This window comes from Paenibacillus sp. FSL W8-0194, assembly GCF_037969745.1.
Lineage (GTDB): Bacteria > Bacillota > Bacilli > Paenibacillales > Paenibacillaceae > Paenibacillus_AQ > Paenibacillus_AQ cookii.
Genome location: NZ_CP150205.1, coordinates 3,898,970 through 3,913,548, shown reverse-complemented (window position 1 = coordinate 3,913,548; position 14,579 = coordinate 3,898,970). Strand labels below are relative to the sequence as shown.

General features: G+C 56.2%; 17 protein-coding genes. 13 read left to right on the top strand and 4 right to left on the bottom strand.

Going from position 1 to position 14,579, the window contains the following annotated elements:
• Nucleotides 1–97 precede the first annotated feature (97 nt).
• A complete protein-coding gene (locus MKY58_RS17850; RefSeq protein ID WP_339321430.1) occupies nt 98–700 on the bottom strand; it encodes a TetR/AcrR family transcriptional regulator in 603 nt (200 codons plus the stop codon).
• Nucleotides 701–867: 167 nt separating this feature from the next.
• Here MKY58_RS17850 and MKY58_RS17845 point away from each other — a divergent pair, with 167 nt between their 5' ends.
• The 10 genes from MKY58_RS17845 to MKY58_RS17800 all read left to right on the top strand — a co-directional run bounded on the left by MKY58_RS17845 (nt 868) and on the right by MKY58_RS17800 (nt 10,243).
• Nucleotides 868–1,752: an ABC transporter ATP-binding protein gene (locus MKY58_RS17845; RefSeq protein WP_339321429.1), complete on the top strand. Its 885-nt coding sequence runs from the start codon at nt 868–870 to the stop codon at nt 1,750–1,752.
• A gap of 1 nt (nt 1,753) precedes the next feature.
• Nucleotides 1,754–2,566: an ABC transporter permease subunit gene (locus tag MKY58_RS17840; protein WP_339321428.1), complete on the top strand. Its 813-nt coding sequence runs from the start codon at nt 1,754–1,756 to the stop codon at nt 2,564–2,566.
• A 242-nt stretch (nt 2,567–2,808) separates the two neighbouring features.
• Nucleotides 2,809–3,270 carry a DinB family protein gene (locus tag MKY58_RS17835; protein WP_339321427.1) on the top strand — a complete coding sequence of 154 codons (462 nt, stop codon included), beginning with the start codon at nt 2,809–2,811 and terminating at the stop codon, nt 3,268–3,270.
• Nucleotides 3,271–3,467: 197 nt separating this feature from the next.
• A complete protein-coding gene (locus tag MKY58_RS17830) occupies nt 3,468–4,406 on the top strand; it encodes a GNAT family N-acetyltransferase (protein ID WP_339321426.1) in 939 nt (312 codons plus the stop codon).
• A gap of 122 nt (nt 4,407–4,528) precedes the next feature.
• Nucleotides 4,529–6,385, top strand: coding sequence for an anaerobic ribonucleoside triphosphate reductase (locus MKY58_RS17825; protein WP_339321425.1), 1,857 nt, complete (start codon nt 4,529–4,531; stop codon nt 6,383–6,385).
• A 17-nt stretch (nt 6,386–6,402) separates the two neighbouring features.
• Nucleotides 6,403–6,972 carry an anaerobic ribonucleoside-triphosphate reductase activating protein gene (nrdG, locus tag MKY58_RS17820; RefSeq protein ID WP_339325193.1) on the top strand — a complete coding sequence of 190 codons (570 nt, stop codon included), beginning with the start codon at nt 6,403–6,405 and terminating at the stop codon, nt 6,970–6,972.
• Nucleotides 6,973–7,194: 222 nt separating this feature from the next.
• Nucleotides 7,195–8,112 (top strand): EamA family transporter, encoded by a 918-nt coding sequence (locus MKY58_RS17815; protein ID WP_339321424.1) that lies wholly within the window; start codon nt 7,195–7,197, stop codon nt 8,110–8,112.
• 225 nt (nt 8,113–8,337) lie between these two features.
• Complete coding sequence (locus tag MKY58_RS17810; RefSeq protein ID WP_339321423.1) at nt 8,338–8,862, top strand: GNAT family N-acetyltransferase; 525 nt, start codon at nt 8,338–8,340, stop codon at nt 8,860–8,862.
• A 40-nt stretch (nt 8,863–8,902) separates the two neighbouring features.
• The gene (locus tag MKY58_RS17805) at nt 8,903–9,343 is read left to right on the top strand and encodes a hypothetical protein (protein ID WP_339321422.1); all 441 of its coding nucleotides are present in this window, start codon (nt 8,903–8,905) and stop codon (nt 9,341–9,343) included.
• Between the two features lie 27 nt (nt 9,344–9,370).
• The gene (locus tag MKY58_RS17800) at nt 9,371–10,243 is read left to right on the top strand and encodes a GNAT family N-acetyltransferase (protein ID WP_339321421.1); all 873 of its coding nucleotides are present in this window, start codon (nt 9,371–9,373) and stop codon (nt 10,241–10,243) included.
• 18 nt (nt 10,244–10,261) lie between these two features.
• On the opposite strand, the gene MKY58_RS17795 is transcribed toward MKY58_RS17800, so the two are convergent.
• The gene (locus MKY58_RS17795) at nt 10,262–10,459 is read right to left on the bottom strand and encodes a hypothetical protein (protein WP_339321420.1); all 198 of its coding nucleotides are present in this window, start codon (nt 10,457–10,459) and stop codon (nt 10,262–10,264) included.
• Nucleotides 10,460–10,558: 99 nt separating this feature from the next.
• Here MKY58_RS17795 and rpiA point away from each other — a divergent pair, with 99 nt between their 5' ends.
• Nucleotides 10,559–11,233, top strand: a complete 675-nt coding sequence (gene rpiA, locus MKY58_RS17790; protein WP_339321419.1) for a ribose-5-phosphate isomerase RpiA — start codon at nt 10,559–10,561, stop codon at nt 11,231–11,233.
• A 69-nt stretch (nt 11,234–11,302) separates the two neighbouring features.
• The gene (locus tag MKY58_RS17785; protein WP_339321418.1) at nt 11,303–11,773 is read left to right on the top strand and encodes a MarR family transcriptional regulator; all 471 of its coding nucleotides are present in this window, start codon (nt 11,303–11,305) and stop codon (nt 11,771–11,773) included.
• A 117-nt stretch (nt 11,774–11,890) separates the two neighbouring features.
• Here the strand turns inward: MKY58_RS17785 and MKY58_RS17780 are convergent, their stop codons facing one another.
• Together MKY58_RS17780 and MKY58_RS17775 are read right to left on the bottom strand one after the other, a co-directional pair.
• Nucleotides 11,891–12,190 carry a hypothetical protein gene (locus tag MKY58_RS17780; RefSeq protein WP_339321417.1) on the bottom strand — a complete coding sequence of 100 codons (300 nt, stop codon included), beginning with the start codon at nt 12,188–12,190 and terminating at the stop codon, nt 11,891–11,893.
• Nucleotides 12,191–12,219: 29 nt separating this feature from the next.
• Complete coding sequence (locus MKY58_RS17775; RefSeq protein WP_339321416.1) at nt 12,220–13,065, bottom strand: helix-turn-helix transcriptional regulator; 846 nt, start codon at nt 13,063–13,065, stop codon at nt 12,220–12,222.
• A 144-nt stretch (nt 13,066–13,209) separates the two neighbouring features.
• Here MKY58_RS17775 and fabF point away from each other — a divergent pair, with 144 nt between their 5' ends.
• Nucleotides 13,210–14,448, top strand: coding sequence for a beta-ketoacyl-ACP synthase II (fabF, locus tag MKY58_RS17770; RefSeq protein WP_339321415.1), 1,239 nt, complete (start codon nt 13,210–13,212; stop codon nt 14,446–14,448).
• Nucleotides 14,449–14,579 lie beyond the last annotated feature (131 nt).

The window sequence follows — 14,579 nt, the reverse complement described above, 5'->3', positions numbered from 1 at the left end:
TTTGTTAATTTTTTCCTGACTCCTTGTTAACCAATACTATATAAGTTTTTTTACACGATGAAAATACTAAATTAACATACAATTTACGTTCTGTTAATCAATTTTGGGACTTGGGACCACATATGCCATAAAAAAACACGTGCACCATTTCCTCGACGAGTTTGTCCAGATCCTCGCTGTTTTGCGTCGATTCGAGCATGCGCGCGGAAGAATCGTAAAGCATGTTCAAATACAAAATGACCGTTTCGACCGATATGCCTTCGGAAATCTCCCCGTTTGCTTTCGCTTTGCCGACCAGTTCCGCCATGAGCGGCAAACTCCGCTCCTCGTAATTTTTGCGGACGAGCTCCTGGATTTCCGGGTCCTCCTGCACCAACTCCGCCAAGACGGAAGGGTGGAGGGTATGGGTGTTATTTTTCTTTTGCAAAACGATGTATTCGATCTTTTCCTTCAACGAGACGTTCGCGCGGACGACGGATTCGAATTCATCTACGGTGCTTTGGACGTAGTCCCGGAATACCTCGCGGATGAGGGCTTCCTTGCTGCCGAAATAATTGTAGATCGTTACCTGCGAAACGCCGGCTTCCCCGGCGATGTCCGCGATGCGGATTTGCTTGGGGCTGCAGGAGGCGAGCATCTTTAATGCCGTCTCTTTAATGCGGTTTTTAATCTGCTGTGCTCTGCGTTCAAAGCCGTTCACGTTTGTATCAGCTCCATTTTCCGGCTTTCGCCGCTAATAATGAAATTATAACACATAAATATTTCATAACTCTATTGACGGGAATATCTTTCCGGCGTATGATCTGGTTATGAAATATTCGGGATATAATATTTCATAATTTTATTCCCGAGCGGGAGGCGCTGGCTATGCTTACGGTGTCACATGTAACGAAGATATTTCCAGGGGGGAAAGGGATATTCGATATTTCTTTCACCGTGGAAAAAGGGGAAGTGTTCGGCTTTCTCGGTCCGAACGGGGCCGGCAAATCCACGACGATCCGCCACATCATGGGTTTTATGAAACCGGCACAGGGAACCGTGCGGATACGGGATCTTGATACGTGGAAAGATCAAGGGAAATTTCAAAAGCTGGTCGGATATTTGCCCGGAGAAATTGCCTTTATGGAGGGTATGACGGGGAAAACCTTTCTGGATTTCATGGCGAAGCTGCGCGGCGGGGTTGATCCGAAGCGCAGGGCCGAGCTCGTGGAGCGGCTGCAGTTCGATGACCGCACGCCGATCCGGAAGATGTCCAAGGGCATGAAGCAGAAGGTAGGCATCGTGGCCGCTTTTATGCATGAACCTGAGGTGATCGTATTAGACGAACCGACCTCAGGCCTGGATCCGCTGATGCAAAGGGTGTTCATCGAGCTTGTTCTGGAGGAAAAGGCCAAAGGGACGACGTTTTTGATGTCCTCGCACAGCTTTCCGGAAATCGAGCGGACTTGCGACCGGGCGGCCATAATCAAGGACGGGAAGCTTATCGCCGTAAAAAACATCCATGAACTCCAGGCCGAGCAGCGGAAGCTATTCGAGGTCTCCTTCGAGGATGCCGGGGACCGGGATGCGTTCCTTGCCAGCGGCCTGAAAATCGAATCCTGCAAAGATAACCGGGTGCGCGTCGCGGTACAGGGGGATTATAACCGGTTCGTCCAGGAAACGGCGAAATACCGGATCCGCAGCATCGACGTGGCTTCGCAAAACCTGGAGGACATTTTTATGGATTATTACGACCGGACGGGAGGCAAATGACATGAACGCTGCGCTGTATGGGCAAATGCTCAAAAATCATCTGCAGACGATGACGAGTTACGCGTTTGGTTCGGCTTTTTATATTTTGCTTATGTTTTGGGTTTACCCGAGCATGGCCATGCAATCGGAAAACCTCAATGCGCTCATCGCGTCGATGCCGGAGGGACTAAGCAAGGCGTTCAGCCTGGAAAACGGGTTCGGCAGCGTCGAGTCGTTTATTTCCGGCGAATATTACGGGCTGCTGTTCGTGCTGATCTTGTCCATTTTCAGCATCACCACGTCCACCCAACTGATGGCCCGTCTCGTCGATCAAGGCTCGATGGCCTACCTGCTGGCCGCGCCCACGACCCGGATCAAGGTGGCTCTTACGCAGGCCGTCGTCCTGCTGACGGGATTATTCATCATTTCGCTTGTTACGACGCTTGCCGGATACGGCGGGTATGCCTGGTTTATCGGGGATGTCAGCGAGCTCGACTCCGGAAGGTTTTTGCTGCTGAATCTGGGCGCGTTCCTGCTGTTTTTTGCGGTTTGCGGCATCAGCTTTTTGGTGTCCGCGGTTGCGAATGACGAAAAAAGGGCGCTTGGCATCTCCGGGTTCATCGTATTCGGGTTTTTCAGCTTGAATTTGGCGGGCAAAATCAGCGACAAGCTTTCCTGGATGCAGCATGTTTCCTTGTTTTCTTTAATTGACACCGCGGACATCGTCAATGGAACGCTTCATTGGACGCCGGTGGTCCTTATTTTGCTGGCGGTCGGCTTCGCCGGTTTTGCGGCCGGGATCGTTTGGTTCAGAAAAAGAAATTTGCTGCTGTAATTCCGAACGGGGGATGAAGCACGGGAAAGGAGACGCGGGCGTCGGCGTCGGAGGCGTTCCATTCGGATCTTGCGATACGGTGCGCCCGCTTTCCCGTTATCCCCGATATTTTACGGCCATCTCTGCCATCATTAGCCTTTCGCACGTCCGAAACCAAACAAACGTTCTTGCTTGGTTCCGGATTCAATGGTATGATCAGGAAGGGAATCAACCATTTCTTTCTTTTGACAGGGGGATATTCGATGAATACGAAGCAGGAGAAACTGGAAGCTTTTGCCGAGCTGATCGGGTTCGCCGAATCGCTGGAGCGTTTGAGCGAAGAGCAGTGGGCGGGGCCGGTCGCGGAAGGCAAATGGTCGCCGCGCGACATCATCAGCCATATGATGCTGTGGGACAGGTATTTTCTGGAAAATGCGATACGGCCCATGGCGGAGCATCGGCCGATGACGCTGAAGCCGCTCGATTTCAACGAGTTCAACCGCGACGCCGCGGCTTACGGGCTGACCCAGAGCAAGCAGGATTTGATCCGGCAAACCGTGGAAGCGCGCAGGCAGCTGGTCGAGGTCATCGAGGGCATTCCGGAATCCGAATTCGGCCATAAACATGAAGATAAGCTGTCGGTGGACGAATATTTGCTTGATTTTTTCGAACATGACCGCCATCACATGGCTCAAATCCATACATATTTAGCGAGTTTCGCATGATGCTGTTGTTACATAGCGAGGGCTGCATCCTTGGTCTCCAATCGAGACAAACAAGGGTGCGGCCCTTTTGCCGTTTTCAGGCGAACCGGCGGCAAAGATTTAGAGGGTCCGGCGGCCAAATGGCATGAAACCGGTCATGCGGAACGTAATCTAGTAGGGAAGCTTTCTTTCGGAAGGCAGAAGGAGGTTCGCTTGGTATGGATCGCGAGACATGGCTGAAAAAGGCGTCTACGCTCAAGCTGACGGAGTCGCTTCATTTATGCCGGGCGGATGCCCCGGAATGGGAGCGGTACGTTCATGTTTATTATCATCAGGCGACGATCGCCTTCCGATGCCGGGAGAAGGAAAATTTCCTCTCCGGGGGCGATGAGCCTTTTTGGCTCGTAAAAGATCAAACCGTTGTCGGCGGGTTGGCCCTGTCGCCTTGGGCATTCCGGTATTTTTTTACGGTTCCGCCTTTTGGAGGGGGGGCCGAGGTAATTCGGCTGATCGCGCAAACATTGCGGCGGCAAGGCGGCAACGGGCTGCCGATTCAGGCAATGGAGGTGCCGGACGGCGACGCCGATGATTATATTCGGGCCGGCTTTCGGCCGGACCCGTGCAGATTCCGGTGGATGCGGCGTCCGACGGCCGTATTCGAAGGCGAGCATCCCGAGATGATTTGGCGCCGGGCGGAAACCGCGTGCGATTCCGGGGAAACGAGGCTGAAGCTGGAGCGCGAAGCCGGGCTGTTTTTGTTTAAGCATGCCCAGGGCGGGGAGAGCGGAGAGAGAGGCGCCGTGTCTTTTCCGGAGACGCTGCTTCGGCTTCGGGAATTTGCCGCCCAAAGCCCGGAAGCCGTGCTGGAAGCCTCGGGCGCAGCGTATGACCGTGCAACGCATGCTTTGATCGGCGTTTGTTTGATCGGGTACTCGGAGGGCTGTCCGGTGATCGAAGCGCTGGCCGTAAGGCCGGGTTTTAGAGGCAAAGGGGTTGCGACAAACATGCTGAGGCGGGCTTTGACCGTTTTGGCACATCGCGGGGAGCCGATGCTCCGCGCCCGAATTGCGCACGGCCATCCGCTCGAATCGTTATGCCATCGGTTGGGCTTTATGCCGGGCCCCCTGTTTTGGCCGGCGATGACGTTTGACCGGTAAAGCAGAAATAGCTTTTCTCCGGGGTGTGACAATAGATATAGTGTTTGATTTTCGAATTAAATACTATATATGGTGTCGGGTGGATTAGCCATCCCATTTTGCGCCTTAAGGAGGAAGTGGAAATGAATGATCTCATCCAGGATCCGGCCGAGCGTCTCTGGCGTTCCTTTGACGATATGCTGCAAGACGGCAACCCGGATTTGCTTCAGGAAAACGCGAACGTGGACGGAAAGTCGCCCATGGGGCTGATGAGCAAATTTGCCAGCGAAAGCGCCAAAATGTACGCTGCCGAACAGTTATTGTCGCCGGAGGTCAAGGAAGCGATCGAACAAAATTTGATTTACCCGCATGATCTTGATTTTTATGCCTCGGGAACGACGACCTGCTGCCAGATTCCGCTCGGCAAGCTGCTCCGGGGCGGGTTCAATACCGGCCATGGCCATATGCGCGAGCCGCAGGACATCAAAAGCGCCATGGCGCTTGCCTCGATCATTTTGCAGGCCAACCAGAATCAGCAGCACGGCGGACAAGCTTTCCCGATGTTTGACGCTGACCTTGCGCCGTACGTGCGCAAAACCTTCGAGAAAAAGCTCCGCTTGCTGCGGGAGCTGCCGCTCCAAGACGATTTCGACCGGGAGCGCGAAGCTTGGAGCATGACCGAACGGGATGTGTACCAGGCCTGCGAGGCGTTCATCCACAATGCCAATTCGATGCATTCGCGGGGCGGCGGCCAGGTTCCCTTCATATCGGTAAATTACGGGACGGACACGTCCGAATGCGGCAGAATGCTGATCAAACAGCTGCTGCTGGCGACCCAGCGGGGTCTCGGGCACGGAGAAACGCCGATTTTTCCGATCCAGATCTTCAAGGTGAAGTCAGGAGTGAACTTTCATCCGGGAGATCCGAACTACGACTTGTACCGGCTCGCGCTGGAAACGACCGCCCGCCGGCTGTTCCCGAACTTCGCGTTTCTTGATTCGCCGTTCAACAAAGCTTACGACCGGGGAACGAAGGAAAGCGAAGTCTGCTACATGGGCTGCCGGACGCGCGTGATGGGAAACGTGAACGGGGAGGAAACCGCCATCGGCCGCGGCAATTTGTCGTTTACGTCGATCAATCTGGTCAAACTTGCCCTTTTGTCCGCAGATCCGGAAGAGTTTGACCGCCGGCTTGACGAAGCGATGGACGTGGCGGTACGCCAGCTTCATGAGCGCTTCCGGTACCAGGCGGGCCGGCAGGCCGGGAATTTCCGTTTTTTATATTCGCAGGGCGTATGGAGGGGCGGGGAGCATCTTCAGCCTCACGACCGGCTTGGCGGCGTGCTGAAGCAGGGGACGCTCAGCGTCGGTTTCATCGGCTTGGCCGAAGCTTTGACGGCGCTTTTCGGCCGCCATCACGGACAAAGCGAGGAGGTTCAGCGGCAGGGGCTTCGGATCATCCGCCGCATGCGTGAACGGATGGACCGCGAAACGAAGGACAGCGGCTTGAATTTTACGCTGATCGCGACTCCCGCGGAAGGTTTGTCGGGGAAATTCGTGAAAAAGGACCGGATCGCGTTCGGCGCCATACCCGGCGTTACCGACCGGGATTATTACACGAATTCGTTCCATATTCCCGTTTATTTTCCGATCAAGGCGGCGGATAAAATCCGCTTGGAAGCGCCGTATCACGAGCTCTGCAACGCGGGTCACATTACGTACGTCGAAGTGGACGGATCGGTCATTCACAACACGGCCGCGCTGGATCGGATCGTGCGGTGCATGGCGGACAACCGGATCGGCTACGGTTCGATCAACCACCCGGTCGACCGCTGTAAAACATGCGGATTCAGCGGCATCATCGACGATCGCTGCCCGGCATGCGACGGCGTCCAGGTCGAACGGATTCGGCGGATTACCGGCTATCTGGTAGGCGACATGGACAAATGGAATTCGGCCAAACGGGCGGAGGAAGCCGACCGCCTGAAACACGGGAGATAAGGAGCGTGACGCGAGAGATGGGCAAACATCCGAATGACTCCTCGGCCGTTCTTCCAAACCCGGCGGAATACGTATGGATCATGGACGTTATTCATGACAGCGTCGTGGACGGGGAGGGGCTTCGCACCGTCATTTTTTGCGCGGGCTGTCCGCACCGCTGCCCGGGCTGCCATAACCCGGAATCCTGGCGTTTGCGCAGCGGCGGGCGGTGGAGCGTTGCCGAGCTCGTACGCGAAGCCGCGGGCAACCCGCTGACGGACATCACGCTGTCGGGAGGCGACCCGTTCCTGCAGGCGCGGGGGATGAGCCTGGCCGCCCGGGAGCTGCGGCGCCAAGGGAAGCACATTTGGGCGTATACCGGCTATACGCTCGAAGAGCTGCTTGCAAGCGGCGACCGCCATAAACGTGAACTTCTTGCCTGCTGCGACGTGCTGGTCGACGGACGTTTCGACCTTCGGCAGCGGGATTTGTCCGTTCCGTTCAGAGGGAGCCGAAACCAGCGGATTTGGGAACGGAGCCGCGGAGGTTGGAAAGAGATCTACCCGCTGGATCCGCCTGCCGGGACATCCTTTATTCTGGTAACGTAACTCATTGACGCCCCCGGAAGAATGTTTTAATATTCATTCTTGAAAGCACCAGGATACTTAACTTAAACATGACACGCAGCACCTGTCTTAAACTCCGATTCGTTCGCGAGTGGCGAAATTTTAACGGCGGTTTGAACCCGCCGGTTTCGTTCGCCCCCTGTCTATCCATGACGGGGGGCTTTTGGTTGTTGCGGAAGGCTGCATCAAAGGGGGACTATATGCATGAACAAATTCAAATATTCGCTGCTGATATTGATCGGGGCGATCAGCTACGGGGTGCTGTCATCCATCATGAAGCTCGGCATGAAGGAGGGCTTTACGGTCAGCCAGATGCTGGGCGGGCAATACGTGTTCGGCTGGACGTTTTTGCTCATTCTCATGCTTCTGTTTTCGCGCAAAAAACTGTCGCCGAAGCAGTGGCTGACGCTGCTGGCCGTCGGCATCACCATGAGCGGCACGTCGGTGTTTTACGGTAAAGCCGTCGAACGGCTGCCTGCCTCGATCGCCGTCGTGCTTTTATTCCAATTCACCTGGATCGGCGTGCTGCTGGAAGCCGCTGCGGACCGCCGTTTTCCGAGCAAAAGCAAGATCGCTTCCATCATCGTTCTGATCGCCGGAACGCTGCTCGCCGGCGGGGTCATCGGGTCCAGCAGCGGAGCGCTCGACATGACGGGCGTGATCTTCGGACTGCTGTCGGCCTTTACGTTTGCGCTGTACATGTTCGTCAGCGGACGCGTCGAAACGAAGGTTCCCGCCTTCAATAAAAGCTTCTTTATGACGACGGGCTCCGGCGTCATCGTTTTGTCGGTATTTTCGCCTTCGTTTTTGTGGGATGGGGCGCTGGGCGACGGGTTATGGAAATACGGCGTCGCGCTGGGATTCCTCGGCATTTTGATCCCCGTCGTGTTTTTTGCGATCGGCATGCCGAAGGTCGGCTCGGGAACCGGAGCGATTCTTGGCGCCGCCGAGCTGCCGGCGGCCGTCGTGGCTTCGGTTCTTCTCGTGCATGAACACGTAAGCGCCCTGCAATGGTTCGGCATCGTGCTTATTTTTATCGGGATTGCCATTCCGCAAATCCGGTTTTCCAGGAAAAAAACGCCGCCTCTGTACGAAACCCAGAAATCCGCGGCGAATTTGTGAACCCGGCTTGCCGAGGCCCGATTAACGGCCGCCGCGGAGGGTAATGTATAAGTGTAGACATTCTTCTTTTATTTTTGGCTCCGGCTGGTTCAGCCGCGGGCCGTTTTTTTGTATAATGAGAGAAAAAAGGAGGATGTACGGTCATTCCAAAAAAAATCATCGCATTTCCAAACTAACGGAAGGAAAAGGAGGGATCATCTAAATAAGCATTGGAGGAAGCAAATCATGGTCATTAGAGAACTGCAGCTTCATGAATCGGGTTTGATTCGGCAAATCGACAGATCGGAAACGATCGGAAGCATCTATAAAATGAAGGACGGCGTGCTGGAGGCCCTTCCTGCCGGGCATGAATGCCCGCCCTGGGACGAGGAACACACGCGGGAAATGATCGAACGTTTTGAGACCGAGCTCTGTAGCGGAGGCGCGGCTTACGGCGCTTTTGCCGGGGACACCCTTGTCGGATTCGGCGTGCTTGGGCACCGGTTCCGCGGCGAACAATTGGACCGGCTGCAGGTGGATTTGATGTATGTCAGCCGCGCGTACCGCAGGCAAGGCATCGGAACGAAGCTGATGGAGGAGCTTGCCAACGAGGCGCGCAAGCGCGGAGCGTCCTATTTGTACATTTCTTCGACGGAAACCGAATCCGCCGTTCATTTTTATATGGCCAACGGCGGCCGAATCGCCGACCAGGTGGATGAAGAACTGTTCGAACTCGAGCCCGAGGATATCCATATGCTGAAAAAGCTGTAACCGGCAGGCAAGCCGAAAAGAAACGGATGAAGGTGAAGACTTGATTGTTTATATCGGATATGCATTAGGAATACTGATTCTCGCCGGGGCCGGCTTCCTTGCCTGGAGAAATTCCAAACTTATCGCGGAGCAGAAGGAAAAGAAGGGGACCATACCTGCCGTATCGTCCTATACTGTGTTGGTGGAGCGCCAGTCTGCGGCCGGGGAAGCGGCCAACGCGGCAACGCTGCTTGAAGCGGCCTATCGCGAAGCCGAAGGAACGGTAAAAGTCCGTTTAAGCCGGGTTCACGGCACGGTCGGCGAACTGAAGCTGGACCACGCCGTGCAAATCATGGAGCATACCTGCTCCGATCTGGCGTCCAAGGCGGAGATGATCGAGGTCAGGGCAAGCCGCGATGCCGTGATGAACGACGAGGAAGGCCGGGCCTTGGACCGGCTTGAGCAGGGACTGCGGGGTTCACCCGCGAACGCGAACCGGTAAGAAGCAACCAAAAGGGGAGACCTAAAAATGCAATTCCGCCATTTTACGGACCCGTCCGCCTTCCGCGCACATGTGGAGGCGGTACTCATGGAGCAGGAAGCGGTGAACAATCTCCCTCTTGGCGTGTTGTCCAGGCTTGTCCTCGAGGAGAAGGCGGAAGGGCCGTATTTTCTTGCCTCGGTCGACGAAGGGGACAAGCCGCTGCTCGTCATGATGAAGACGCAATCCCATCTGATCCTCGGGGTGCCTGAAGGCATGCCGGCGGGAAAGCTGGAAGCTTGCTGCGCGGCTGCCGCAGAGCATCTGCACCGCCGAAAGGATGTACATATCCCAAGCATCGTAGCCGTTCGCCATGCCGCGGACGCTTTTGCGAAAGCATGGCAGCGGCAGACGGGCCTGGAATCCGTCACTTTGATGGATCAGAGGATTTATCGCTGCACCCAAGTCGAGGAGGTCCCGGTCCGTCCGGGAGGCTTCCGTTTGGCCGCGCCTGGGGAGGCGCCGCTGATTGCCGGATGGATCGAGGCCTTTTGCGAAGAAGCGCTGGAAAGCATCAGCCGGGATGCCGCCGAACAAATGGCCGCACGTGGGATCGCCAACAAAGCGATTTACGTTTGGGATCACGGCGGGCCGGTTTCAATGGCGCAAAAGACGCGCCCGACCGCAAACGGGGCGGTGATCAACATGGTATTCACGCCCCGCCCGCTCCGCGGCCGGGGTTATGCAAGCTCTTGCGTCGCCGCCTTGACCCGAAGCCTATTGAGCGGCCCGGGGCGGTTTGCATCGCTGTATACGGATCTAAGCAATCCGGTTTCCAACCGGATTTACATGAACATCGGGTACCGCCCGGCGGCGGATTCGGTCGTGTACGGCTTTAAGGGGACGGAGGCAGCGGATTGACAAAGGCCGAATCGGGGGCTACATATGGTAACTGCCGCTCGGTTCGTACAGCACCCATTCCAGCATGCTGATCATATCCTCCAGCCGAAGCAGCTGCGCGTTCAGCGACGCATGCGCCGGAGACCCTTGTTCGGCGGACTCGATGCGGGACATCAGCGATTTTTTTTGCAGCGTAAGTTCATTGATTTTGGATTTGATTTGATTTTCGGTTCTCATGTCGGTACCTCCAAAGATTGTCATCTAATGCCTGATTATATCACAAGAACCGTGACGGACCGGAAAAGGAAATGAATCTCGTTTGAGGAGCGTGGGAACATGAATTTGAAACAGCTGGCCGCCGAAAAAGCGGTGGAATATGTGGAAGACGGGATGCGGATCGGGCTTGGAACGGGTTCGACGGCTTATTGGGCCATCCGTAAAATCGGGGAACGCGTCCGGGCAGGGTTAAGCATTCAAGCGGTAGCCACCTCCAAGGCTTCGGAAAAGCTGGCGCAGGAAGAGGGGATTCCGCTGGTTCCTTTCGACCAAATCGCAGGGCTGGATCTGACGATCGACGGCGCCGATGAGCTCGACCGGGAGCTTCACCTGATCAAAGGCGGCGGAGGCGCGCTGCTGCGGGAAAAAATCGTTGCGTACCACAGCAAGGAATTGATTATTATCGCGGACGAAAGCAAGTTCGTGGACAAGCTCGGGAGCTTTCCGCTGCCGGTCGAAATCGTTCCTTTTGCGAATGAATGGACGATGGCTGCGCTGGAAAAGCTGGGCGCAAAGCCGATGCTCCGAACCGACGGCGAGCGCCTGTTCATCACGGACAACGGCAACTACATTGCCGATTGCCGTTTTGGCGTGATCGAACATCCGGCGGAGCTGCATGCGCAGCTGCTCGCGCTGCCTGGCGTCGTGGATAACGGCCTGTTTATCGGACTCGCAGCCCGGGCCGTGATCGGGCATCAGGACGGCACCGTAACGGTGATGACGCCCGAAAAATAGCAGGCCATTGACAATTGCGCGGGTTTCCACTATCTTTATATTAAGATAGTAGTTTTGGAGGTTTCTCGTATGGCAGACAAAATGAACAATGACGAATTGTCCCTGGAATTATTTATCGTACTCGCACGCGCTTATAATTCGGTCGTAGCCCATTCCTCGCGCGATATCCAAAGCCATGGCCTGAATACCACCGAATTTGGCGTGCTTGATCTTTTGTATCACAAAGGCCCGCAGCCTTTGCAAAAGATCGGCGAGAAAGTGCTGATTTCCAGCGGAAACATTACTTATGTAGCCGATAAGCTGCAGAAAAAAAACCTGCTTGTGCGCAGAGCCTCGCCGGATGACCGCCGCGTCATTTTCGCGGATTTGACGGACGAAGGGCGCGCTTTCTTCGGGTCGATTTTCCCAAGCCACCAAGAGGTGCTCGTCCATGCGGTCGAAGGGCTTAATGAAGACGAGAAAAAGCAGGCCGTCGAGCTTTTGAAGAAGCTGGGGCATGCTGCCGAAGAGAGCTACAAAGCCGGACGCCAAAAATCATAATCCCATTGTCGGACGTCAAAAGACGGCCCGTCGCCGCGTATCGGACAGCGGACGGCGGGCCGTTTTTCGTTGAATGGAAAGGAAAAAACGCTGGTGAGTCAGCGGCTTCGAACGCCTTTACAGGTTGAAGCGCTCCAAATGTTCCCAAAGCTTTTCCTCGATTAAAACTTCTTTCTGCTTCGGACCGATCAAATCAAAATGAGGAAAAGGATTCCGGTTGTGGATGTACCGGGAGGGCAGATCATGCGCCTCGCACCATGCTCGGAGCCTTTCCAGGTCCGAGCAGCCCACTTTGGTCACGGTCGTCATGCCGGGGAAACGCGGATCGAGCCAATAATGGGTCAAAAACGCGATTTCGCCGCGGCTGACCGCCTTTTTCCACGCGTCCAGTTCCTTGCGGTTTATGCCAAAAGCCATCGTTCATCATCCCCAGCTTATCATTTGCGTCAATCCGCCGATTGGTTCATCAGCCGCTTCAGCTTGGCTTCCGTCGAGGAGCCGGCGGCAGGCGTATATACGCTGCAGCGGAGGTCGGCGCTGCCTTGCACTTGAAGCGAGGTCAGGTCAAACAGCATTTTCCCCATTTTGGCATGCCGGAATTCGATGACGACCTCGGGCGCGCTGCTGACCTGGCTATGCTTCCATAAGGGCAAAAATTCCGGATCGACCTGCTCCATTTCGTGCAAAAACTGCTCGTACCAGGCGTCTTCCACGTACTGGCCGTAATAGGAACGGAAAATCGAAAGAAATCCCATGACAAAATGCTCCCAGTTCACCGCCAGCCGCCGGAATTCCTTCCGGGTAAACAGCAGCCGGATCATGTTCCGCTGCTCGGCGGAAATGCGCTCGAAGGCAAGGAAGACGTAAGAGGCCGCCCGGTTCCAGCCGACGATCTGGCAGTGGCGGTCGGAGATGATGGTCGGGCAGTAATGCAGCTCGTCCACCATTTTTTGCAGCGCAGGGCTGATCTTGGGCTCCTCCTGCTGCGTCGTTATGGAGCTTGAGGGGGCTTCCATGGCCAAGGCGAACAGATACTTGCGTTCGTCGGGCGTCAGGCGCAGGGCGGCGGCGATGCAGTCGAGCACCGACGACGAAACGTTGATGTCCCGGCCCTGCTCCAGCCATGTATACCAGGTGCTGCTGACGCCGGCCAATTGGGCGACTTCCTCCCTGCGCAGCCCGGGGGTGCGCCGCCTTCCGCCGGCCGGCAATCCGACCGTTTCGGGCTGGATTTTGGCGCGCTGCTCGGTCAGGAAGGCCGACAGCGCCTTAAGGCGGGTATCGCGATTCATGGCGTTCCTCCTCTCTTGTTGCACGGCCAAGCGATCCAAAGTACATGCATAGTATTCATTATACTAGGATAAACAACAACTTGTAATAGGATAACACCTGTGAAAAGATATTTCCATAAAGATTGCACAGGGAGGAATCAGGATATGGAAAGAGTCGTTATTACGGGAGCAGGGCTGGTCTCGCCGCTGGGCAATGACGTGCCGTCTTTTTGGAACGGGCTGCTGCAAGGAACATCCGGGATTACCAAGGTCGATGCCTGGGATACGTCCGTTATGAAAACTTCGCTGGCGGGCGTGGTGCGCGATTTTGACGCCGATGCCCGTTTCGGCAGGAAAGAAGCGCGGCGCATGGACCGCTTTTGCCAGTTTGCGCTTGCCGCCGCCGAAGATGCGATTCAGGATGCGGGCCTTAAGCTTGATCAGGTGAATAAGGAACGAATGGGCGTTTATGTCGGCTCCGGCATCGGCGGCATTTCGACTTTGATGGAACAGGCGGAGGTTCTTCGTACGCGCGGCGTTTCCCGCGTCAGTCCGCTGCTGGTGCCGATGATGATCTCCAATATGGCGGCGGCGATGATCAGCATTCGCACGGGAGCAGAGGGGCCAACCCTGTCGCCCGTGACGGCTTGTTCGATCGGCAACACGGCCATCGGGGAAGCGTTCCGGCTGATTCGGGCTGGCGGAGCCGATGTAATTCTGGCCGGCGGCGCCGAGGCGGCGATTTCGGAAATTTCGATGGCCGGATTCGGCAACGCGACCGCGCTGTCCGGATGGGATGGCGATCCGGCCCGTGCCAGCAGGCCGTTCGACGCCGGGCGCGACGGGTTTGTCATGGCGGAAGGCGCCGGCATTTTGGTGCTGGAGAGCTTATCCCACGCGCAGCGGCGCGGCGCGCAAATCTATGCGGAAGTGACCGGCTACGGCGCGACCTCCGATGCCTACCATGTGGTGGCTTCCCATCCCGAGGGGAAAGGGGCTTATCTGGCGATGAAGCTTGCGCTTCAGGAGGCCGGCGTCGAGCCGGCCAACGTCGACGTCATCAGCGCGCATGCAACGAGCACGCAGGTCGGAGACCGGTCCGAGGTGGCGGCCATCAAGCGGCTGTTCGGGGAAGAGGCTTACCGGATCCCGGTAACCGCCAACAAATCGATGATCGGCCATATGTTCGGGGCCGCCGGCGGCGTGGAAGCGATCGCGCTGGTGCAAATGATCCGGGACGGCCGCATCCCGCCGACGATCAACCAGGAAACGGCCGATCCGGAATGCGATTTGGATTTCGTGCCGAACGAAGCCCGGAGGAAGGACGTGCGCGTCGGCATATCCAATTCCTTCGGTTTTGGCGGCCATAATGCCGTCATCGTGCTCGAGAAATTCGCGCCCTAAACCAAAAAGGCAGGCGCCGTTTCTACGGAGCAGCCCTGGCCGGATGTTAGGTGACCGGATTTGCATTTTTTTCTGCTGAACAGCAGCGGTTTCGCATGGAAAGGATGACAAGGTTGCCGCGATAACTTGTC

Excerpts from the sequence above, each read along its gene's own strand:
- MKY58_RS17825 (WP_339321425.1), top strand. The coding sequence starts at position 4,529 with ATGAATGATCTCATCCAGGATCCGGCCGAGCGTCTCTGGCGTTCCTTT.
- MKY58_RS17815 (WP_339321424.1), top strand. The coding sequence starts at position 7,195 with ATGAACAAATTCAAATATTCGCTGCTGATATTGATCGGGGCGATCAGC.
- MKY58_RS17775 (WP_339321416.1), bottom strand. The coding sequence starts at position 13,065 with ATGAATCGCGATACCCGCCTTAAGGCGCTGTCGGCCTTCCTGACCGAG.
- MKY58_RS17785 (WP_339321418.1), top strand. The coding sequence starts at position 11,303 with ATGGCAGACAAAATGAACAATGACGAATTGTCCCTGGAATTATTTATC.
- rpiA (WP_339321419.1), top strand. The coding sequence starts at position 10,559 with ATGAATTTGAAACAGCTGGCCGCCGAAAAAGCGGTGGAATATGTGGAA.
- MKY58_RS17800 (WP_339321421.1), top strand. The coding sequence starts at position 9,371 with ATGCAATTCCGCCATTTTACGGACCCGTCCGCCTTCCGCGCACATGTG.
- MKY58_RS17810 (WP_339321423.1), top strand. The coding sequence starts at position 8,338 with ATGGTCATTAGAGAACTGCAGCTTCATGAATCGGGTTTGATTCGGCAA.
- MKY58_RS17840 (WP_339321428.1), top strand. The coding sequence starts at position 1,754 with ATGAACGCTGCGCTGTATGGGCAAATGCTCAAAAATCATCTGCAGACG.
- MKY58_RS17795 (WP_339321420.1), bottom strand. The coding sequence starts at position 10,459 with ATGAGAACCGAAAATCAAATCAAATCCAAAATCAATGAACTTACGCTG.
- fabF (WP_339321415.1), top strand. The coding sequence starts at position 13,210 with ATGGAAAGAGTCGTTATTACGGGAGCAGGGCTGGTCTCGCCGCTGGGC.
- MKY58_RS17845 (WP_339321429.1), top strand. The coding sequence starts at position 868 with ATGCTTACGGTGTCACATGTAACGAAGATATTTCCAGGGGGGAAAGGG.
- MKY58_RS17830 (WP_339321426.1), top strand. The coding sequence starts at position 3,468 with ATGGATCGCGAGACATGGCTGAAAAAGGCGTCTACGCTCAAGCTGACG.
- MKY58_RS17780 (WP_339321417.1), bottom strand. The coding sequence starts at position 12,190 with ATGGCTTTTGGCATAAACCGCAAGGAACTGGACGCGTGGAAAAAGGCG.
- nrdG (WP_339325193.1), top strand. The coding sequence starts at position 6,403 with ATGGGCAAACATCCGAATGACTCCTCGGCCGTTCTTCCAAACCCGGCG.
- MKY58_RS17835 (WP_339321427.1), top strand. The coding sequence starts at position 2,809 with ATGAATACGAAGCAGGAGAAACTGGAAGCTTTTGCCGAGCTGATCGGG.